A 21,685-nucleotide genomic window follows, 5' to 3' on the forward strand; every position below is an offset into this window, starting at 1 on the left:
TAAATACCAATCAAACTGCTGCAAAAACAAACTTGAAAGATCAACAGGCCCTAGATTTTGCTGACCCTTAGCTCACCACTTTCATCAACTCCGCTTTAGTCTTGCCGATATCAAACTGCTCAACCATCTCTCGCAATTCATTGGCTTTACTCAACAATGACAGCCCTGAGGCATTCGTCATCTCTACCAAGGTATTGTTTTGTTGTGTGATACCATCAATTTGCTTAATGGCTAGATTAATTTGCTCAATACCACTTGATTGTGTGTTGCAAGCCTCCGCGATAGTTTGCACTTGGGATGCAAGTCCGTACACACTTTCCACGATGGTTTTTAACGTCTCACCGGATTCTGAGGCCAGCTTAGATCCTTGCTTCACTTTGATGTTACTGCTTCCCAACAGCTCAGATATGTCTTTTGAGGCGCTTGCGCTTCGCAGCGCTAAGTTTCTCACTTCTGAGGCAACGACAGCAAAACCTTTTCCTTTTTCTCCAGCTCTTGCTGCTTCTACAGAAGCGTTCAGCGCTAATAAGTTAGTTTGAAACGCAATAGAATCAATGACCTCGATGACGGTGAGTATTTCTTTAGCACTCTTACTAATTTCGGTCATTGCCTCAATCGTTGCTTCAACTACCTTCCCACCTTGCTGAGCTTGCTGATTTACTTCAATTGCCAACTTATTAGCAGATTGCGCATTACTGGCGTTTGAGTGTACAGTTTCGGTAATTTCACCAATTGACACTCGTGTTTCCTCAACAGATGCAGCTTGAGAAGAAGAACGCTCACTTAACTCTTCGATACCTGTAGTGATCTGCTGTACCGACACAGTAATGGATTCCGCCATAGCGAGTAGCTTTTGCATCATATTAGCTAAATTGCCAACGCTGGTATTCACCGATTGTTTCAACAGTGCAAAATCGCCCGCATAACTTTTTTCAACTTGACGTGTTAAGTTGCCTTGAGAAAGCCCATCCATCACATTCATGCATTCCTTAAGCGGGGCTTCTATTGAGTCTAGCGTTTCATTCATTGTGTCAATTATGCTGGCATAAGCTCCATGATGCATATCGATATCAGCTCTATGATGTAAGTCTCCTTCGCTGGCCGCTTCAGCAAGCTTTTCAGCATCTGTTAGCATTAACTGTATCGCACCAACACAAGCCGAGAGACTTTGATAAATGCTATCAAACTCCCCTTTATAACCATCATTCGTTAAGGCTGGTAATTCACCTTTTGCGATACTTTCTAGATATCCGCTTGTGAGAGCAACGGGTTTGGAGACCGCGTCAAGCGTTTCGTTGACACCACGAATGATTTTGCGAAACTCGCCTTGGTGCTTATCCTCATCTGCCCGAGAAGAGAGCTCCCCTTCTCCCGCAGCAGCAACTAAACTGTAAGTATCCTCAATAAGCAACGAAAGCGATGAGGTGGCACGTTGCAAGGCTAGATGAATTTGCGCAAACTCCCCTTTGAACTCACCACTGATCTGTTCAGGAATTTCTCCTCTTGAAAGCGAAGTAAGATATTGTTTTGTTTGGCTAATGGGTTGCTCAACAGCATCAAGTAGTTTGTTAAGTCCACTGGCTATTAATTTCATGGAGCCTACATACCCTTCAAGGTTAAGACGTTCGCTTAACTTACCGTCAGAAGCGGACTTAATGAGCTGCTCAACCTGTTGTTCTGCACGTCTCGTCTGACTTAAATCCTTAAATTCAAACACCGTACCCAAAACATTACCACCTTGATCGGAAACCGGATTAGCAGTGGCCGCGATGATTACGTCAGCTGCACACCACTCCCATTCCAACTGGCGTACTAATTGCCCAGCAGCTTGGTGCAATGCAGTGGAGCTGCTAAGTAATACCTCGGGGATAGGATGATCAACAACTTCGACAGGGACGTTTAATACAGTGCGATAGCGATTGAATAAAGACTCACATTGTGCGTTTACATAGATCACTTGGTTATTGCCATCACACAAAAGTACTGGTGCGGCTACATTATTTAGCGCATAACGGATCCGTAAATTCTCTTTTGCTTGCATCTCTAGCTTTTGAGTTGCCTCAAGCAAATTAGCTTGCATTTGGCGTAAGTTGTCCAGCAAGATTCCTATTTCATCATCGCTGTGAACAACAATATTGTTATCTAGTCGACCACTTGCAATTGCATTAGCCACATCGGATGCGCGACGGATTGGACGAGTGATTAAATGCTGCATGTACCAAGTCAATAACCCCAAAGTCACAAGCGCAACAAGGATAAGCGCTATGGTACTAAAAAAAACCAGTTGATTTTTTGTCGCAACTACTTCACTCGTTCTCGCGTCTACTAATGCATTAATTTGTTCATTAATTTCAAGTAAGTAAACACTTGCTTGCCGATCTATTCCAGTTACAGATGCATCGGCGAGACTGATATCAAAATTTGAACTTTTGAATAACTCCACCGCTTCGCGATACTTTTGCCCTAAGAGTAGATGTTCCTTTTGATATTCACGTAACTTGTTTTCTAGAGCAGTTGGTAACGAATGAGCGGATACAATTGAACTGAGTTGTTTTTGTACGTCTGCTTCTTTGGTCTCGAATCTCGACCAATACTTCTCTAGTTGAGCAGAGTCACTCCCTCTAATAAGCACATTTTTCCACTCTTGAACTTGAGTTTTAAAATCATCGAGCACCATGTTAATTTGCTCGCGAGCAGCCAATTCATTAGCTATCATGCCGTCATACTGCTCTGCAACACGTTTCATCACAAAGATGGTGAGCATCGCACCGACGAGCATTACTACTAAACCGGCGGTGACCGCGGAAATAAGTTTTGCCTTAACACTTTTCATTCTAAGTATCCCTAATTATGAAAAGATTGTTACATAAACATAGAACAGGAATAAGCGTGTCACAAATACCTGTAGATGAAATAATGCAAACAAGATAGCGAGGAAAGCACTCGGCTTTGGAGGGCAATATTGCTAAACTGAATTGTCGCTATTCACGGAGCTATTTTTGAACAACCCAAACTTACCGCTCGTTTATCATTCGAATTATTCGTTTAGTTTTGATCCAAAGCATCGCTTTGTAATGAGTAAATTTGCGCGTCTATATCAAGAAGTTGATGCGTTAGGGCTCATTCACAACAATGTTATTAGCCCTAAAATTGGTGATCCCTCACCACTCGAAAATGTACACTGCGATCAATATATTTGGGACTTATGGCGTAACCAACTCGACGATAAAATGATGCGACGTATAGGTTTACCTTGGTCGAAGCAGCTTATGGCACGTACTTTTACTGCACCGCTTGGAACGCTAAAGACTGCAGAACTTGCGCTAAAACATGGCATTGCATGTCATTTAGCCGGTGGCACGCACCACGCGCATTATGATTTTGGCTCTGGTTTTTGCATGGTGAACGATCTCGCTTATACAGCCACACATCTGCTCAACAGCCATCAGATCACCAATGCGTTAATCTTTGATTTGGATGTTCATCAAGGTGACGGCACCGCCGCCATGTTGAAGCACAACCCGTATGTATACACTTGCTCAATCCACTGTGAGAAAAACTTCCCATTTCGTAAACACGCTAGTGATCTGGATATTGGCTTAGAAATAGGGGTCAGTGATACACAATACTTAGAAACGGTTGCGCACACACTTGAGTCATTGTTGATTGACCTCAATCCAGATATTGTACTATATGACGCGGGTGTCGATGTTTGGCAAGGTGATAACTTAGGTAAATTAGACATATCATGGCTTGGCATTGCTAAAAGAGATGCATTGGTGCTTAGGCTATGTCAAAAATATGGTGTTCCCGTTGCGACCGTGATTGGCGGTGGGTACGATAGAGATCATCAAAGACTGGCAAAACGTCACGCTATTGTCGTGCAGCAAGCTGCAAAACTTTAAAATGTGTTGATCCTTTTTTGTTGTGCATTCGTTTACCATATTGAAGGGTTTGATTGGTGTAACACCTTTGATTAACCTCCCCCTTCACCATGGCACTGATTAGGCGCACCGCTTGGTGCGCTTTTCTTTTTATACTTAGCCTAGCTTCAAACAGGGTAATCGATAACCAGTACTTGATGATGAAAAATCACCCCATAACTATCAAATTAGCATTAGCCTTTATGGTCCGACAAATTCTTGATTATGCTTCGCCAGTGCGCGTCTTACTCGATCTATAAGTACAGGATTTGTCTCCTTGCTAAATGCCATACAGCCACGCTGTTGAGTCGCTTTGGTTACTTCTATCAGAGGCACAACCTCATCATAATTGAGCCCAGCCGCCTTAAGTTCCTCACTCATGATATATTCTGTTGACATTACTAGGTCTATACGCCCTTTGAAAAAGAGTTTATAAAAGCTTTTAGAATCGGCGGCAACGACTAAGTGCTCTCCTTGATTAAACCCGTGTTGAATCAAAAAATCATAATAGATATTGCCTTTTACTACCGCAGAGGTGTACTGCTTAGCATCTTCCAATGAGGCAATTTTAATATCTTTGCGCGTTTTTAGTTTGAAAAAATACACGCCCACAGGGCGGATCAAAGGACATGCCCACTCGTAGTCAGCTTCACGCTCAGCAGTACGGTAAATTGAGTAAATCATTGTATTAGGGCGCTCTTTAGCAATTTTCATCGCCCGTACCCAAGGGTACACTTTTATCTCGTAGTCAATTTCTGCTTTTACTAGTACCTCCCTCACCTTCTTTGTTGCTCTCCCAACAACCTCCCCTTCGTCATTGGTGAAGTTATATGGCTTCCACTCTTCGGTTACCACTAGTAGATCTTTTGCATAAGCACTCAAATTGATTAAAGAGAGTATAATCAGGCAATAAACCGCTAATTTAGTCACATAAGGCAATATTTCTTCTCCACTTTTTGCAATTCCACCTTAACTCATGCACCATATTAAGAATATAAAGTTTCAAGAACATCAATATGAAAAGCATAGTACTATTTCTCTTTCTCGTCGCTTGTAGTTTTACTTCCATGGCGAATGAGCAAGCCACGCCAAAAAAACCGACAGAAAACCAACAACAGCAGGCTTTGTCACAATTACAGGAGCCGATGTATAGACCTCTAATTGAGCGTTATATTCTTGATGAATTAAGAGCAGTCAGAGAAGATCAAATGCGCTTAAGAGCTGATATAGAGAAGAAAATCAGTCACTCTCAGCTAGATACTGCAGATCGCGCTATTACCTACACCACAGATACCATCAATAATGTGCTCTTTTTGATCACAGCAGCTGCATCTATCTTAGTTGTCGTTGGTTGGACTTCTTTTAGAGATATTAAGAGTAAAGTTGAAGATATAGTTAGTCTGCGCGTTGGCGCGATCACCGATGAATATGAAAAGCGCCTTCAGGTTATTGAAGAGAAATTACGCGAACGCTCTGAAGAAATTCTCAATAACCAGAAGAAGATATCCATAACGAATGAAGTACACTCTCTGTGGATGCGGGCAAACCTTGAGAGTGATATGAACTCTAAAATTGAGATTTACGATGAGATCCTAAATCGCAAACCGGAAGATGTAGAGGCGATTGCCTACAAAGCTGATGCGTTGTTAGAGCTTGGTCAAACCAACACGGCAATTGCTTTGTGTAATCAAGCATTAGAAATTGACAGTGATTATGGTTATGCCTATTGGCAACGAGCATGTGCTTACTCCATGCTATATAAGCACGCAGATGCGATGGCCGACATCCGTATGGCTTTGGAGTATGCGCCTAACTTAAAGAACGAGTTACAACACGAGCCAGCGTTTGCAAGCCTTGCAGATAACCAAAGCTTTAACGAGCTGGTGAATAATTAAGGTGTTTTAGCAGCTCGATTTGTAATTGAGAAATCGAGTCGAGCTGCTTTTTAGAAATAATCAACGGATTTTCAATTTGATGGATGGCGGCACCTTGTAAATTAAAGTGCTTTTTCAACTCAGCCATCATCGTACTGTCGTAAAAAAGCGCAGCCAAAGAGCCATCTTCAAGCGCTTGTGTTAAGCCATATTCCAGACGTTTATACAGTTTAATATCTTCTTTGCGGACATAGAAGTAAACCATTGAAGGATAGAGCAACAGGTTCTTCTCGCCATAAATCACTTGCTTGTTATCGAACGCCTTGAGCTCAGGTACGACTTCAATGATACCTCGTGGAAAAATCTTACCGGCACTATTTGCAAGCACTCTGTAAACTGCCAACCCATCAACATATTTTTCTACCGTAAATCCCGCTTTTTCAAAAACCTGAACGTCAGGCCAATCCTGCCCTAAGATGACGTTGAACTTTTGTAGCTCAGCTAATGATAAATGCACATTCAGCTGGCCGCTGTCGGCCACGTTCATTGCCAGTGCCCTTATACCAAAGCTGCCAAACGCTATGGGAATGGCCACAGGCTTTGCTTGAGTGTCTCTAGCGGCAGTTGAGACCGTCCAGAATACATCAATGTTGTGTTTTAGCAGCTCCTTAAATTGCCTTGACTGATTTATTGGTAGATCAATCGGCTCTATCCAGTACTCACCATATTGCTCTCGTGACTTATCCAATGCTAGCCGCAAGACTGACAAAAAATATTGGTTCTGCGGTGTGCCATTTTCTTCAGCTGCGTCCACGACCCTAATTACCTTTGGAGCTGCAGACACCATACTCGCGATTACCAGCAGTAATATGCACAAGAGATCAATAACACGAGCCTGCATAGGATCACCAATATTGTTCAACGGTGATCTGCCCAGGCTTGGCTCGCCTGTGGCGTTCATATCCCATACTCTGCAAGTGAGCACTTAGTTGTTTCACCATTTCGGGGTTACCACAAAGCATAAAATGGCTATTATCAGGAAACTGCTTATAGCCTAGATGAGTTAATAATTGCTTATTTTCTATCAGTTCAGTGACGCGGCCCTGACAACCGAGCTCTGGCTTTTCCCGCGTAACGAGCGGCACATAAGTAAAGCCGTCTCTTTGTTGTTGCAATTGCTCAAGCTGTTCGCGGTAATATAAGTCTGCATTCTGTCGCACGCCATGAATAAGGATCACCTGTCTCACCTTTTGCCACACTTCACCTTCTCTGAGCATAGATAAAAATGGCCCAATAGCCGTACCTGTACTTATCATCCAAAGTGTATCGCAAGGCGGTAATTCATCTAGTACAAAAAATCCATTTGCTTGGTAAGCTACGTCAAGCACATCACCAACCTGTAGCTGATGCAAAGGCACAGAAAGGTTGCCGCCTGGCACTTCGACTAACAAAACTTCGTGAATTGACTCTGATGGCGGGTTCACAAAGGAATAAGCTCGTGCAATGCGTTTATCCCCTTGTTGCAAACTCAATTTAGTATATTGACCCGCTTTAAACGGCGCGATATCTGCTTTAAATTTGATACTAAATAATGTTGGCGTCCAATCTATGACTTCGACGATTTCTCCTTTTACCCATTGCGACATTATTTCTCCTAGACTCACAAGCTGTATTTATTTAGCAATAACATAACCATGGCAAAAAAATTAGCTTTGTCAACGGTTCGGACACCAGGCTTTCCCCAATTCAACAGGAAGCGGATCTCTGATAGTAAGCTGTGAAGTGACCTTCGGCAGCGACAAATTAAATTCGTCGATATGCGCATTCACCATAGAAGCGTATCCTGCATTCGCGGCGCCAAGTGAGTAGGCTTTCATGGTTGTCGACACGGTTACTGGCTGGTTTTGCTCTAGCTGGTATACCAGCTCTCGCAACCAACCAAGGTAATGCTGATTATCATCGACTAGAGAGGACTCTAACGCAATATCAGCAAGCACCTTATGATAGTTGGAAAAGTCAGAGTTGAGTACATATATACCAAGGCTATTGATTGATACTTGCTTCACAGCCCTATAGTTTTCATCTTGTGCATAATGGGTCGCCGCTTCAATGAAATAACTAAGTGCCTTGTCCACTTCACCCAGTGCAAATGTTGCATTGCCAAGTGCTGTTAGCAGTCCCGCTTGCATAAAGCTTGGTAACATTTCTCTATCCACACTTTTTAAGAGGCTATAACCGATAGCGGGTTGTTCAAGGCGTGTGTACGCAATCGCAATATTTACTTTTAGTGCAGACTTGTACTGTAAACTGGCCGTGGCATTCATTGCACACCGATAATGCCAAATAGCTTGTTCATTCTGGTTACGACGACGATACCCAACACCAATATTAGTCAGAATCTTCGCCCTATCCTCATCCGCCAAAGCCTTAAAAGGTGGTGTTTTAAGACTATCTACCGCCTTAATCAAAATGACATTATTGAATGTGCTCGCACTTGCTCTAATCGCTTGATAATGGAGTTGGTATAAATCTTGAGCCGAAAGATCCTTCCGAGTAATCGTGTTTTGGTATACTTTAAGCGCGTCATCAGGCGCATTTTTGACCAGAGACTCAAACGCATCTAAGTCAACTTCGGCATTCGCCATTAATGCTAAAAAGCCCAAAACAAAAATAGCCATCGCCCAACACCAATACCTTATCATTAGAAAAACTCTACCACCTTTATGTAGTTTAAACTAGATATGGGAATTTCGGATGGACAAAGATCAAAAAAAAAAGCCGCTTAAAGCGGCTTTTTTGGGTGTGATTCGCTTTGTTTTAGGCGTGTCTCCAAAACTCTGCGATTACGTTACCAAGGAACTTTTCAAATTGTATTAAATGGACTCTAGTGCAATTTTAACCATTTCATTGAACGTGCTTTGACGCTCTTCTGGTGGCGTTGCTTCACCAGTAATAACATGATCACTAACTGTGAACAATGCCATCGCTTTTGCACCATACTCAGCAGCTACGCCATATAAACCGGCTGTTTCCATATCAACAGCCATTACGCCTAGCTTATCTAATTCTTTATAAAATTCACCATCAGCTTGATAGAAAGTATCTGTGGTGAAAACATTACCAACTTTTGCATCAATACCTAAACGGCGAGCAGCATTTACGCCATTTTCTAGTAAACCAAAATCAGCAATCGCAGCGAAATCGTAGCCACGTACACGAGCACGATTCACATTTGAGTCTGTGCTTGCACCTTGCGCAAAGATCACATCACGGATCTTGATGTCTTGGCTAATACCACCGCATGTACCGATGCGGATCAGGTTTTTAACACCAAAGCTAACAATAAGCTCACGAGCATAAATAGACATAGATGGAATGCCCATGCCTGAACCCATGATGCTAACTGGTTTACCATTATAAGTACCAGTGAAACCAAACATGTTGCGAACGTCAGTTACCTGACGAGCATCTTCCAAAAAGTTTTCTGCAATGTACTTTGCTCTTAGTGGATCGCCCGGCATTAATACCGTTTCTGCAAAATCACCTGGCTTTGCGCTAATGTGTGGAGTGCTCATATTGTTTCCTTTAGTTAGGCTTTTATCTCGGCCTTAAAGCCTTCACCGTACTGCGTTGCATCTAAATCAAACCACTGGGCAAGCGTTTGACCTATGTCAGCAAAACTTTGTCTTTCTCCTAACGGAGTATTGTTCATACCCGGTGTATATGCCAATACAGGCACGTACTCTCGCGTATGATCTGTGCCTTCAGCAGTTGGGTCGCAACCGTGGTCGGCAGTCACTAAAAGCAAATCATCAGCTTTTAGTTTGGCAATAATTTCCGGTAAAAATGCGTCAAACTCAGCAAGTGCTTCTGCATATCCCACTGCATTTCTGCGGTGACCAAACTTTTCGTCGAAGTCGACTAAGTTGGTGAAGATAAGGCTGTGGTCTGGCGCTGTGTCCATCACTTCGCTTGTCTTCGCTAGCAAATTCAAAAGACCCGGCGCCTTGTGCTTTTGCGTGATCCCTTGATGCGCATAGATATCTGCAATTTTACCAATACTAATTACTTCACCACCGTCATTGGCTAATTTATCTAGCACAGTCGGCGAAGGTGGTAATACCGAATAGTCTCGGCGGTTACCGGTACGAATAAAGTCGGCACTTGAAGTGCCTATAAATGGCCGCGCAATCACTCGTCCTATATTCATTTCATCAAGCAGTGCCCGTGCGATTTCACATACTTGATAAAGCTTGTCAAGTCCAAACGATTGTTCATGAGCGGCTATTTGAAAGACGCTATCAACTGAGGTGTAACAAATCGGCTTACCGCTTTGCACATGTTCTTCACCCAGCTGTTCTAAAATCGTTGTGCCCGATGCGTAACAATTACCCAAAATACCTGGGATCTCTGCACGTTTGCACAATTCATCTATAAATTCTTGTGGGAAACATGGGTTAGTATTTGGGAAATAACCCCAATCAAACAATACTGGCACCCCTGCCATTTCCCAGTGGCCAGATGGCGTGTCTTTACCACTCGATAATTCTTTTGCATATCCCCAAGCAGCACTAGGCTCTATGGTTTGCGCCACAGCGCAGGTTTCTTTACCTGCAGCTTCACACGCTGCAATAAGGCCTAGCTTAGAAAGATTAGGTAAGTCTAAAGCTTGTCCTTTTTCGTCTTTATACGCTTGCAATAAATGAGCGAGAGTATTCGCGCCTACGTCACCAAACTTTTCTGCGTCCGGTGCTGCGCCAATACCTAGGCTATCTGCCATTAAAATGATTGCTCTTGCCATAGATACCTCTCTATACTGCTCAGGCTGTTATTTATTCTTAAATACATGGTTACCTTAAGCGTTGGTTACTTTATGTTTGGTTAAAAAAATCGTACAGGACATAAGTCCGCTGTAATAAAATAGTCACAAAATTCACGAAAAGCTGCGATCTTGCTAATTTAGCTCTGTCGCCCTCAAGCGGACATAAGTCCTGTTTTGAGTACGCCAAACCCGTTAAATTTGCTCATTAAGCGAGGCAAAAGAGATTAATCGTGTCTTTTTTGCTATTGTGATCTTCCAACATAAACAACTGCTGGGTGTGAACTTTAGTGACACGAACTATTATAGCCATAGCTGGCGCATCTGCGTCTGGTAAGTCTCTTTTTAGTCAAACGATTTACAACGAATTAGTGAATGAGCTTGCCTCAGGCACTATCGCGGTAATCGAAGAGGACGCCTATTATAAAGATCAATCGCATTTACCTATAGAGCATCGTACTCAAACGAATTATGATCATCCTGATGCGTTTGAACACGAGTTGTTACGCGAGCATTTAACTAAGCTTCGCCTAGGTGAATCCGTAGAGGTTCCTACCTACGATTACGGACAGCATACACGTAGTGATAAAACCCGAATAGTAAACCCTGCTAAGATACTAATCGTCGAGGGTATATTACTGCTGAGCGATCCTGCATTAAGTGAAGAGTTTGATATCAAGGTGTTCATTGATACACCTTTGGATATTTGTTTGCTGCGTCGCATGCAAAGAGATATAGAGCACAGAGGAAGAAGTCTGTCATCTGTGGTAGAACAATATCAGGCGACGGTAAGACCGATGTTTTATCAGTTTATCGAGCCATCCAAGCATAATGCCGACTTGGTTGTGACCCGTGGCGGTATGAATCGCGTTGCGATTGATATTATTAAAAGTAAAATAAAATATTTGCTACAAGAATAACGGGAAATTGGCATGACAACAATTATGAGCTTAGTGGGCATGATGATGCTCCTAGGCGTAGCATTTGCGTGTTCTACAAATCGCAGTGCTATTAATAAGCGCACCGTAGGCGTTGCATTTTTACTACAAGTCCTTATTGGTGGCTTTGTACTCTTTATTGAAGCAGGTAAAAATGTACTAGCTTCGATGTCTAGCGCAGTTGCCAAGGTGATTAGCTATGCTAATGACGGTATCGGTTTCTTGTTCGGGCCATTAGCCAAACAAGACTCGCTAGGATTTATCTTTGCGATTCAGGTGTTACCAGTGATCGTGTTCTTCTCAGCGCTCGTAGCTGTGTTGTATCACCTTGGTATTATGAACTGGATCATTAAAATTTTGGGTGGTGGCTTACAAAAGCTGCTGCAAACGTCACGACCAGAGTCGCTTTCAGCTACGGCAAATATTTTTGTCGGTCAAACGGAAGCTCCTTTGATCGTAAAACCGTTTATTCCAAAAATGACGCAATCAGAGTTGTTTGCAGTTATGGTAGGCGGTTTGGCGACAGTGGCAGGCTCCGTTATGGCGGGCTATGTGGCGATTGGTGTTGAGCTTAAATATCTCATTGCCGCGAGCTTTATGGCAGCCCCTGGTGGTTTCTTAATGGCAAAAATGATTGTGCCAGAAACTGAGAAGCCACACGAAAACCTATCTGATGTAGATAGTGGTGATGATAAACCAGTAAACGTAATTGATGCAGCAGCATCAGGTGCATCAAGCGGTATGCACTTAGCACTGAACGTAGGTGCGATGCTACTTGCGTTTGTGGCACTAATTGCGCTACTAAACGGTTTACTAGGCAGTATTGGTGGAATTTTTGATTACCCAACACTGACGCTACAAGAAATTTTAGGCTACGTCTTTGCCCCTGTTGCTTGGCTACTTGGGGTACCTTGGTCGGAAGCCGTGACGGCAGGTAGTTTTATCGGCCAAAAACTGGTAGTTAACGAGTTTGTTGCCTACCTAGATTATATGAATTATCGCGATACGTTGAGCACACACACTCAAGCGATTGTCACATTCGCTTTATGTGGATTTGCTAACTTATCGTCGATTGCCATCTTACTAGGCGGACTTGGTGGTATGGCCCCAAGTCGTAGAAAGGATATCGCTCGCCTAGGGCTCAGAGCAGTGTTAGCAGGGTCTATGGCTAACCTCATGAGTGCAGCAATTGCAGGTTTCTTCCTCTCGCTAGCTTAGAAACTTATTGAGATAAGCCGCAGTTGCAAAACAATTGGTTGGTTGCTTTAAGGGGTTAAAGTGACCACACTAACTTGAACGATACTTCACCAAAGGGCCTTTTAGGCCCTTTTATCGTTTCTGAGAAACGCTTTTTTGACCGCCCTTTGTTAAGGGGCCTGCACCTCTCATCTACGACTCCTTTATCGCTTTTGCTGGAAAGACCTTTTCCTGTAGCCCAGTCACTAGACTCACTCCAAGCAAAACTAAAATACTGCCAAGGATTGTGTTAGCACCTATTTGCTCTTGCAAAAATAGATGTCCCCATAAAATCCCAAACACAGGAATTAAAAAAGTAACGGATAAAGCAGACGCAGCACCGAGATCTTCAACTAACTTAAAATAGAGAATATAGGCAACACCTGTGCATAATACGCCAAGTCCGACTACCGCACTTATCTCTGTAGTGTCAGGCATTTCTCTTATTGGCATAAACCAAATAAAAGGCAATACTAATAGCGCAGAGCCCCATAAGTTACCATGGGCATGATTAAATGCGCTCATTTTTGGTGCCGTTTTGGTGTAATGAGAGGCCACTGCATAGCTCAGAGTCGCACACAGGGTTGCAATAATAGGCAGCCATGCGCCCTCATCCAATACTGTGCTATCCAACCCAACTAGCGTGATAACACCTGCAATCCCAAACCCACAACCTAGCCACACCGATTTTTGAGTCGGCACTCTTAGCCAAAACACGCTGATTAGCACACCCCAAAATGGTGCGGTTGAATTTAAAATTGAGAGCATAGAAGCATCTAGCGTTTGCACGGCATAAGCAAATAGCATAAAAGGTAATGCTGAGTTAAACAGCCCGAGGATTAAAAAGTGCTTTTTGTACCGCCAAAAATGTAAATTGCGCTTTAATACTAAAGCAACCGCGGCGAGCGTTAGCGCTCCAAATAAGACTCGAAATTCAATGAGTACAGCAGGACCAAGAACACCAGCAGCTACTTTCATAAATAAAAATGAGCCACCCCAAATTGCAGCAAGTAACACCAAACCAAGAAACCCTTTCACTCCATACTCCAAGGTTAATATTAATGGAGCTTTACCTTACGCCGATATATAAATACAGCACAAGCCATTTTTGGTATTGTCATTAGGATGTGTTTAACTTTCTTTAAGAAAGAGGGAAAGGCTAAAACTTAAGGTACAGAATGAGACTCGCGTTTTACTCAATGATAGTCGCTTTGCTTCTCCTCGCCGGGTGCAGCAAAAGGCAAACTTTAGTGCCAGCAGAGCAAATACAATTGACTCAGTTGCCGGTTAGTCTCGCACAACTTTCAAGTGACGCGGCGCTAACCTTACTACTCATTGACGATCATTTACTACAAGTTTGGGATAATCAAAGCCAACAACTGATTAAAGAAATTGAGGGAAGTAAATACCAACTTACTTTTCATGACGCTTTAATAGCACCGAGCAAACGCAGTATTCTGAGTATTTCGGACACCCAACTCAACATCTGGCAATTGCATTCAAACGAAGTTGTCAGTTATTCATTACCTAAGTTTGACTCATTTATTCGCGTTACTAAGGCTCTGTGGTCAAGTGACGAAGAGCTTATCGCGCTTGGCTACAATGATGGTAGCGTACTACTTTTGAGTTTAGACGAGCGGATCATCACCAGAATAAACCTACATGAAAGCAGCATTACACATTTGATTTTTAATCGTAACTTGACCTCGCTCTACTCTGCTTCTTTAGACGGTCACGCCAAAAGGCTTGAGTTACAGAGTAAAGAAGTCACCGTAGATTATAAGCTGCCTCATCGTATTACCAGTTTGGCATTGTCACAAAATGAAAACTGGCTGTTCGTATCTGACGCACTGCAAGACCAAAAATTCATTGATACTCATACAGGTGAACAAGTGTTATCTCTATCCTATCCTCAGCGCTTCAAATTTTTTCGTGGTGCACAGTTTGTCGCTGACGACAAATTTCTGCTAACCACTTCGTCTAAGGAATATATTTCGTTATGGGAATTAGCGTCGGGAAAAGAGGTTGTCAGTTGGCCAATTGCACAACTGAATCTGGGCAGCACCGTTTATGATCTTCACATCTCAGATAGCAATATGCTTACGACGATAAGCTCAGATGGGGTACTGGAAAAGTGGGCCTTAACACCTATATTGTTTGATAATTAAATATTTGGCTAGACAAGATTACTCTTGCCTAGCCAAAGGCACTACTGTTTTAGCTGTGCTTTTGCAGCCTCAACCTTTTCAAAATCAAGACCTAATTCGTTAACAGCTTCTTTGATCAATGCGGGATTTTGCATTACCAAAGCCATCAACTGTTGAAGCTTTTCAGGTGGAATACCTAGTTGTTGAATAGTCGCCATCGCCATCATTGGATTTTCAGTCAACTGGGTAAATACCGCTTGGATCTGTTCATCCGAAATATTGTGCTCTTTAAGTAATGCAATGATTGGGTTCATTTCGTTTCCTAACTATTTTTTACTAATCGTGCGGCGTAAAAACCGTCAAACTCTGAATTTACTCCTGGAAGTAAACGTAGTGAGTCTTCTAACTGCCAATTGGGGTTATTTTCCAAAAAGCGCTCAACCTGCAGCTCATTTTCAGAAGGAAGAATGGAGCAAGTTGCATACACCAGTTTGCCGCCCACTTTACACATTTGACTGTAGCGCGCCAGAATATCGGTTTGCAAAGCAATAAGTGTGTCTAAATTTTGCGAATTCAAGTGCCACTTTGCATCTGGATTCCGCTTTAATACACCAAGACCTGAACACGGCACATCTAATAGCACGCGATCAAACTTCTCTTTTTGGCGCTTAATGGTTTTATTATTTTGAATAACACGCGTTTCAGCAACATGCACACCTGCACGTTTCGCTCGCTGTTTTAGTGTTTCAAGCTTATGTTCGTGAATATCCATAGACAACAAGCGACCTTTATTCTCCATCAGCGCCGCTATATGCAAACTCTTACCACCAGCACCTGCACAGGCATCAACCACTTTATGACCAGGTTTTACTTCTAAAAAAGGTACAATTTGCTGAGAACCTGCATCTTGCATTTCAAACCAACCAGACTGAAATGCTTGAGAGCGGAACAGATGGCTATTGGACTCAACTTTTAGCGCGACATGAGAGTCAAGCGCCACGTGTGAAACCTTGATCCCTTCTTTTGCTAAGGACTCTGTCACTGTTGCAATATCGCTTTTTAGGCTATTTACTCGCAAATATTGTTGAGCACTTTGATTTAGCGCGGATGCAACCGCAGGCCACTGCTCACCCAGTTGCTCATTTGCAACCTCATTCAACCAATCAGGTAAAGATAAACGAACAGCTTGAGGCGCCTGCTCGATTAAACTTTGTAGCTTTTCCAGATTATAACGCTCAGTATCCAACCATTCAGGAAGCGGCTGCGCTGTAACAACTTGGCAAGTTAACCAGTAGCCGAATCCGTCTAACGGCATTTCTTCATGCTCAAGTAAGTAAGCCAGTAACCGCTTAAAGCGAAAGATATGGTAATAGTTACTTACCACATATTGCCTTTCATCAAGGCTCCACTGAGGGTTATTCTGTAGCAGTTGAGTTAATGCTTTATCGGCATGAAGAGAAGTATCTAGTACATGTTCAATGCACTCAGACAGAGTTTGAACTAACGAGCGAGTTACAGACACAATATGGTCTCGATTATTGCTAAAACACTATTTTAGCGCGCATACCAAGGGGCTTCAATTGGAGTTTATGATATTAGCTAAAATTAAGGTAATGAATCGAAGCACACAACAATATGCGACTTCGATTCATTTTTACATTATTACAGCCAGTCGATTATCGGCTTAAATATCCAATACGGTTGAGCTCATCAGCTCGGTGACGCAATGGGTCCTGAATACGACACATCCCCTGCCCTTGTTCAATAAACTTAGCGAGCGCCTCATTTTCTTGATAGTCACCAGAATCATTGCAAGAGTCTGGTAGTAATCTTGCTTTTAACACCTGAGGGTCCAAGTTACTCACACCAGTTTCAGTAGCAAGCTTTACCTGCTCATTTATCGCGTATGATGTTGCAACTGGTGTTGTCCAAGAGGAGCCATACAAGGCTTGCTCTACACCATAGCGCATACCAAGCACATCAGGTTCCATTTTAGGTGTACTATTTTTTGCCGTGCTGTCGTATGGGTCATAACCAACATTAATGTACAAATCAATACTTTCATTGCCAACAAAACTGTCTGGCTGCTCTACATAAACCTGTTGCCACTCAGACTTTCCAAATGGCTGGATAGTCGTGTTTTTTGCTAAAGTCGAATACTGATATACCCGAACTCGATTACTAAACGGCATGAGATCCAAGTCATCCTTGCTTGTCACAGCATCAGTATTACCAGCATGAAATGCAAGCGCTTTGGGTGAGCTAAATATTGCCTCATAAACAGGCTTCAAAGCATATAAAAATTCAGTAGCTTTTGCGCTATTCAGCTCTCCCGCACACGCATTCTGCTCCCATGCGATATACACATCTTGTAGCGTAAAGCCACCCGAATAGTTAATAAATTCAACTTCATTTGCTTCAATGATATCCGCCGTCAGCGAGCTTGCGGCACTTGCCATGTAACTGGAAAACTCGCCAATATCTTGCGCACATAGAGCGTTTTTATGCTGAATAAAAGGTGAGAAAGACTCGGTATCAATAACAACAAACTCTGTCTCAGGGTTATGCTGAGCAAGATAACCAAATACCTTAGTGCCATGACTATTAAAATTGCGCTTTGTAACCCTATCAGCAGTATCATCAGGCACGACAGCTCTATATTTGACAGCGAGATCAGATAACCACGCGGCGGGTAAAAATGCAGGCTGTGGAGAATCGAATTTGTCATCCGTAAAGGCAAACTGATTGACTTCTGTTAATAACTTAACCCCCAGCTTTGAAAGGTTTACCTCAGGATTATCCGCGATAAAAGTTTTGGATTGGGGATCATACTTAAAAGCAGCCTTGACTCGAGAGCGGTATCTCAGCGCCGTATGAAAGTCCATTCCATAATCCAAAACGAGTAATGTTTGCGATGGTTTTGTCCGAGATTGGTCAAACACTCCGTCATTAAACTTTACATTGACGATAGCGCACATTTCATGGGTCGCTGTCGTATCCGTACAGTCTATGCCCTGCGAGGTTATGAACTCAATTGCATCAGAGACGTACTGTTTGCCCTGCTGTTCAATTGCATCCATAAACACACTGGGATCGGGCTCAACTGTAACAGGATCTGGCGGCGGTTTAATTGGATCCGGTACAGGTTCATTTGAATCACTCCCTCCACCGCAACCAGAAACAAATAACAAAGACGAAACGGCAATTAAAGTACCTGTTATTTTAACCATAAAACCTATCCTTAGAATGGTGCTCGATACATTATATTTTGCCTACCAAGCAAAATATTCAAACACAATAAATTAACAAAAAATTTTCTTAGCGACTATATCATGGATTGTCAAACAGGCACCATAAAGTAACAAATTAGTACAAAGTCCTAATTAGCTACTAGTTTAGATACTGCTGACGATTCAGTTCATCAATACGATGCTTCAATGGATCTTGAATTCTACATACACCTTCACCATCACGAATAAATTGAGATAACTTAAAGTTGATGAAATAGCCACCATTGTCAAAACACTGATTTGGTAACAAAGTCTGTTTTAACAGTGCAGGGTCAAACCAAGTTATTTGCTTATCAAGCTCAAGTTGAGCTTGTGTCGCAATCGCATAGGAAGTGGCGATCGGCGTAGCCCAAGAGGACGATGGAAATTCCCAATCTGCACCGTAGCGCATTCCATAAACATCGGAAGCCATTTTCGGCGTGCTATTTTGTTCCCAGAAGTCGCTTCTGCCATAGCCAAAATTTACATATAGATCGATATACTTATCTCCATTAAACTCAGATGTATGATCTACAAAAACCTGTTGCCAATTTAAATCACCTGTAGCCGTTATATTGGTGTCCACTGGACCGGTGGTGTAGGACATCACGCGTACCCGGTTAGGATACTCAGTCACATCTAACGGATTCTCACTGCTACTGGCGCCAATCGCACCGGCATGAAGGCCCAGCACTCCGTGGGTATTAAACAGTACATCATAAATAGGCTTGATACTCTTAACAAATTCGGTAGCGGTACTATTGCTCAATTGGCCTTTACATGAGCTAGCAGACCAAGCATTACGGACATCGGCTCTTTCAAAGCCGCCGGAATAGTTTATATACTCAACACCATGCTGCTCAATAACATCGGCTCGTAAGGAATTAGCAGCCCTTTGCATTTTGGCATGTAACCCTTCGATATTGCGGCTGCAAAGTGCATCTTTGTGATTGATAAATGGAGAAAAGCTCTCAGTATCAACAATGACAAATTCGGCATCGGGATTGTGTTGTGCTAAATAACCAAAAACCTTAGTTCCATGACTAAAATGGGGCTTTCCAGTTATATGGTCATATTTATCATGTTTCGCTATCGAAACATATTTAGCAGCTAACTCTCCAAGCCATGCCGCAGGCAAAAAGCCACTTTCGGTATACCCTGTCTCGTCATTGAGATAGGTAAATCCGTCAAGCTCAGTTAACAGCTTTTTTCCTAACTTTGAGATAGTCACCGATGGATTATCAGCCACAAAAGACTGACTCTGATGATCATATTTATACGTCGCGATGACTCGGCTTCGATAACGCAAAACCGTTTGCAAATCCAAACCATAATCTAGCACTAATACGGTCTGCTGAGGTTTAGTTCTTTGTGGATCATAAGTACCATCATTAAAATGAACAGTGGTAGAGTCACACATTGGGTGTGATTGTTCGGCCAAATCACAGACAATATTTTGCTCCGTCATCCAGTTAATTGAATCTGAAATATATTGTTGAGCAAATGGTTTAACAGGATGAATAGTGGCATGACTTGACGCTACATATAAAGCACTCAATAAAAAAACAGCTTTTGCGGAGTTACCCATTACAAAGTCCTTCTTTTTAATATCTTGATTTACGATGAAGTAAGTTAAAACACTATTTTATGACTGCTTTTTAAATAGCTTCTGTACAATTAATATGGTTTCATCTACGCTTTTCTTGCGATTGATAATTGCGCCAAATTGATTGGCATAAATTTTTCTGATATCAGTGTGAAAATCGTCGTAATATCCAAGTTCCATCATTACAGTCTCCGGAGAATCAATCACTTGCTTATCTCCATAGGTAGCAATAGAAGCATAAACCAAATCTTCAAGATCTAGGTCTCTGCGCTTTTCAATCGTCTCACCGTTTACCAGCTTAGCATTTAATGCTCGTGCAACTTGTCCAGTAGCCTCATACAGAGGCCCCGGCTCCCCCGCTTTGGCAAGTTCATCTAACAAACGAATTGAAAACACTCTAACTAACGCTTGTTGTTCACCAAATGTCTTTTCAGCGTGCTCATAATCCACAAGGCTTTGCTTTGCAATTTCAATCATCTTAGCGTCATGCAATAAGTCTTGCATTTCTTCGCTAATAAAAGAGGCTGAATTAAACTTACCCACTGACAATTGCATTCTCTCAAAAGCGGTTAGTAGTCGAACCTCAGGGGTGGCAAGTTTAGAATCAGCTTTAGGTAACTTAGTATTGATTTCATTGATAAGCTTTTTGTCTAACTCATCGAGTTTACTTAATTTCACTTCCTCACTTTTAGTGAGAACTGTTGTTGGATTATTTCTTGCCTCATTTTCCGCCCCAACTTCTGCAACAGAAAACAAGTTAAACTTAAAAGCTGCCAGTGCTATCACAGCGACCAAACTTGTAATCAAAATACTTTTTTTCATAAAAATAAAACCTAAATATTGAACGACAAATAGTTTGAAAGATGGAAATCTGTTCGTGTTCGAGCTGAAAAATAGTGCTAACTTCATTATGAAAATAACCATAGCCAGAATAACTTTTCAAAAGTATTTGTGACTGAGCTACTAAACAGATAAAAATATAATCATGAGTAAGGGCTGTTATTTCGTATGACAGCCAAGCTTCAAATCGAACAGGTAGAAAAAGGGAAGGAATAGCCTTCCCTATTAAAAATTATTTACTGGCGTACCACAATTTGACCTAATTCAGCTTGTAGCTGATTTTGCCAAGTCAAATCACCAACTAAAATGTCGTTTGCAATAATGATGTGATTTACTACTTCTGCACCATTAGTTTCAAAGTTGTATACGTCCAGCTCGGTAGGCTCACGAGTAATTGAAGCAACTGAAAGCTCAACGCCATCTGCACGCAACATCGTTTGGCCTAACTCAACATCTTTAGCTGCAACCATCGCGCCATTGCCTAAAAGCATACCGTGGTGCTGAGTCACTTTAAGTTCAGAGCCATCTTCTAAAATAAACACGTAAAGATCTGATTCTTCAGCACCTTTAGTACGCGCTCTCATTTCAAACGTGTTTGTCGATAGCAAGCTCAAAGAAGCATCCTTTGCTAAGCCAACCAAACCATAGCTATCATCGATATGTTTTGCTGCTACATCAACAATATCACCACCTTTGGTGACACGAATTAATGTATTCGCTTCAAAACAACCACACTTACATACTGCACCAACCGTTCTGTCGTAAAAGTCGACAACAGGATAGAAGCCATTAGCTTTACCCCACTCACCAGCTCTAGCAGTGATATAGCCTTCACGAACAGCCCAGTCTATACGTTTAACACACTCAGTCGCTGAAATAGCCTTTTTCGCGCAACGTCCATGAGCGGCATTATCGGTAGTCGCTTGACTTTGATAAGCAGCAATATCCATTGCAGCTTCTGATTTGAATGCAACAAGTGCAAACAACGTAGTGAATAAAATCATCAAAGATCTCATAGAAAAATTTCCTTGTA

19 protein-coding genes are annotated in these 21,685 nt (G+C 42.3%); 5 read left to right on the plus strand and 14 right to left on the minus strand.

Annotated features, from left to right (window positions below; translation table 11 throughout):
• Positions 1-67 precede the first annotated feature (67 nt).
• Complete coding sequence (locus tag DRB05_RS13695) at positions 68-2,833, minus strand: methyl-accepting chemotaxis protein (RefSeq protein WP_128727449.1); 2,766 nt, start codon at positions 2,831-2,833, stop codon at positions 68-70.
• Between the two features lie 166 nt (positions 2,834-2,999).
• Between DRB05_RS13695 and DRB05_RS13700 the strand changes: the two genes are divergently transcribed.
• Positions 3,000-3,905, plus strand: coding sequence for a histone deacetylase (locus DRB05_RS13700; RefSeq protein WP_128727450.1), 906 nt, complete (start codon positions 3,000-3,002; stop codon positions 3,903-3,905).
• Positions 3,906-4,124: 219 nt separating this feature from the next.
• Here DRB05_RS13700 and DRB05_RS13705 read toward each other — a convergent pair whose 3' ends face one another.
• The gene (locus tag DRB05_RS13705; protein ID WP_240036251.1) at positions 4,125-4,853 is read right to left on the minus strand and encodes a transporter substrate-binding domain-containing protein; all 729 of its coding nucleotides are present in this window, start codon (positions 4,851-4,853) and stop codon (positions 4,125-4,127) included.
• A 137-nt stretch (positions 4,854-4,990) separates the two neighbouring features.
• Here DRB05_RS13705 and DRB05_RS13710 point away from each other — a divergent pair, with 137 nt between their 5' ends.
• Positions 4,991-5,818 carry a tetratricopeptide repeat protein gene (locus tag DRB05_RS13710; protein WP_235956734.1) on the plus strand — a complete coding sequence of 276 codons (828 nt, stop codon included), beginning with the start codon at positions 4,991-4,993 and terminating at the stop codon, positions 5,816-5,818.
• On the opposite strand, the gene DRB05_RS13715 is transcribed toward DRB05_RS13710, so the two are convergent.
• The 5 genes from DRB05_RS13715 to DRB05_RS13735 all read right to left on the minus strand — a co-directional run bounded on the left by DRB05_RS13715 (position 5,796) and on the right by DRB05_RS13735 (position 10,598).
• Positions 5,796-6,758 (minus strand): hypothetical protein, encoded by a 963-nt coding sequence (locus DRB05_RS13715; RefSeq protein ID WP_240036252.1) that lies wholly within the window; start codon positions 6,756-6,758, stop codon positions 5,796-5,798. The two genes, DRB05_RS13710 and DRB05_RS13715, sit on opposite strands and share 23 nt — an antisense overlap.
• Positions 6,703-7,443: a ferredoxin--NADP reductase gene (locus DRB05_RS13720; RefSeq protein ID WP_128727454.1), complete on the minus strand. Its 741-nt coding sequence runs from the start codon at positions 7,441-7,443 to the stop codon at positions 6,703-6,705. The genes DRB05_RS13715 and DRB05_RS13720 overlap by 56 nt, the downstream gene beginning before the upstream one ends.
• A gap of 69 nt (positions 7,444-7,512) precedes the next feature.
• Positions 7,513-8,475, minus strand: coding sequence for a hypothetical protein (locus tag DRB05_RS13725; protein WP_128727455.1), 963 nt, complete (start codon positions 8,473-8,475; stop codon positions 7,513-7,515).
• A gap of 195 nt (positions 8,476-8,670) precedes the next feature.
• Positions 8,671-9,372: a purine-nucleoside phosphorylase gene (gene deoD / locus DRB05_RS13730; protein WP_128727456.1), complete on the minus strand. Its 702-nt coding sequence runs from the start codon at positions 9,370-9,372 to the stop codon at positions 8,671-8,673.
• A 14-nt stretch (positions 9,373-9,386) separates the two neighbouring features.
• Positions 9,387-10,598 (minus strand): phosphopentomutase, encoded by a 1,212-nt coding sequence (locus DRB05_RS13735; RefSeq protein ID WP_128727457.1) that lies wholly within the window; start codon positions 10,596-10,598, stop codon positions 9,387-9,389.
• A 308-nt stretch (positions 10,599-10,906) separates the two neighbouring features.
• On the opposite strand from DRB05_RS13735, the gene udk reads away from it, so the two are divergent.
• Positions 10,907-11,536, plus strand: a complete 630-nt coding sequence (gene udk / locus DRB05_RS13740) for a uridine kinase (protein ID WP_010603723.1) — start codon at positions 10,907-10,909, stop codon at positions 11,534-11,536.
• 12 nt (positions 11,537-11,548) lie between these two features.
• A complete protein-coding gene (locus DRB05_RS13745; protein WP_010369948.1) occupies positions 11,549-12,772 on the plus strand; it encodes a NupC/NupG family nucleoside CNT transporter in 1,224 nt (407 codons plus the stop codon).
• Between the two features lie 171 nt (positions 12,773-12,943).
• Here the strand turns inward: DRB05_RS13745 and DRB05_RS13750 are convergent, their stop codons facing one another.
• A complete protein-coding gene (locus DRB05_RS13750; protein ID WP_128727458.1) occupies positions 12,944-13,828 on the minus strand; it encodes a DMT family transporter in 885 nt (294 codons plus the stop codon).
• 212 nt (positions 13,829-14,040) lie between these two features.
• Between DRB05_RS13750 and DRB05_RS13755 the strand changes: the two genes are divergently transcribed.
• Entirely contained in the window at positions 14,041-14,958 is a 918-nt protein-coding gene (locus DRB05_RS13755; protein WP_239966013.1) for a hypothetical protein, read from the plus strand.
• Between the two features lie 41 nt (positions 14,959-14,999).
• Here the strand turns inward: DRB05_RS13755 and DRB05_RS13760 are convergent, their stop codons facing one another.
• From DRB05_RS13760 to DRB05_RS13785, 6 genes are all read right to left on the minus strand, one after another.
• Positions 15,000-15,251: a DUF2999 family protein gene (locus tag DRB05_RS13760; RefSeq protein ID WP_039496508.1), complete on the minus strand. Its 252-nt coding sequence runs from the start codon at positions 15,249-15,251 to the stop codon at positions 15,000-15,002.
• A gap of 8 nt (positions 15,252-15,259) precedes the next feature.
• Positions 15,260-16,459, minus strand: a complete 1,200-nt coding sequence (locus DRB05_RS13765; RefSeq protein ID WP_128727460.1) for an RsmB/NOP family class I SAM-dependent RNA methyltransferase — start codon at positions 16,457-16,459, stop codon at positions 15,260-15,262.
• Between the two features lie 154 nt (positions 16,460-16,613).
• The gene (locus DRB05_RS13770; protein WP_128727461.1) at positions 16,614-18,167 is read right to left on the minus strand and encodes a hypothetical protein; all 1,554 of its coding nucleotides are present in this window, start codon (positions 18,165-18,167) and stop codon (positions 16,614-16,616) included.
• Between the two features lie 160 nt (positions 18,168-18,327).
• The gene (locus DRB05_RS13775) at positions 18,328-19,794 is read right to left on the minus strand and encodes a hypothetical protein (RefSeq protein WP_128727462.1); all 1,467 of its coding nucleotides are present in this window, start codon (positions 19,792-19,794) and stop codon (positions 18,328-18,330) included.
• Between the two features lie 57 nt (positions 19,795-19,851).
• A complete protein-coding gene (locus DRB05_RS13780; RefSeq protein ID WP_128727463.1) occupies positions 19,852-20,634 on the minus strand; it encodes a hypothetical protein in 783 nt (260 codons plus the stop codon).
• Positions 20,635-20,888: 254 nt separating this feature from the next.
• Complete coding sequence (locus tag DRB05_RS13785; protein ID WP_128727464.1) at positions 20,889-21,668, minus strand: Hint domain-containing protein; 780 nt, start codon at positions 21,666-21,668, stop codon at positions 20,889-20,891.
• Positions 21,669-21,685 lie beyond the last annotated feature (17 nt).

Origin of the sequence: Pseudoalteromonas sp. A757, assembly GCF_004103285.1 — a bacterium.
In the GTDB taxonomy this organism is placed as follows: domain Bacteria; phylum Pseudomonadota; class Gammaproteobacteria; order Enterobacterales; family Alteromonadaceae; genus Pseudoalteromonas; species Pseudoalteromonas galatheae.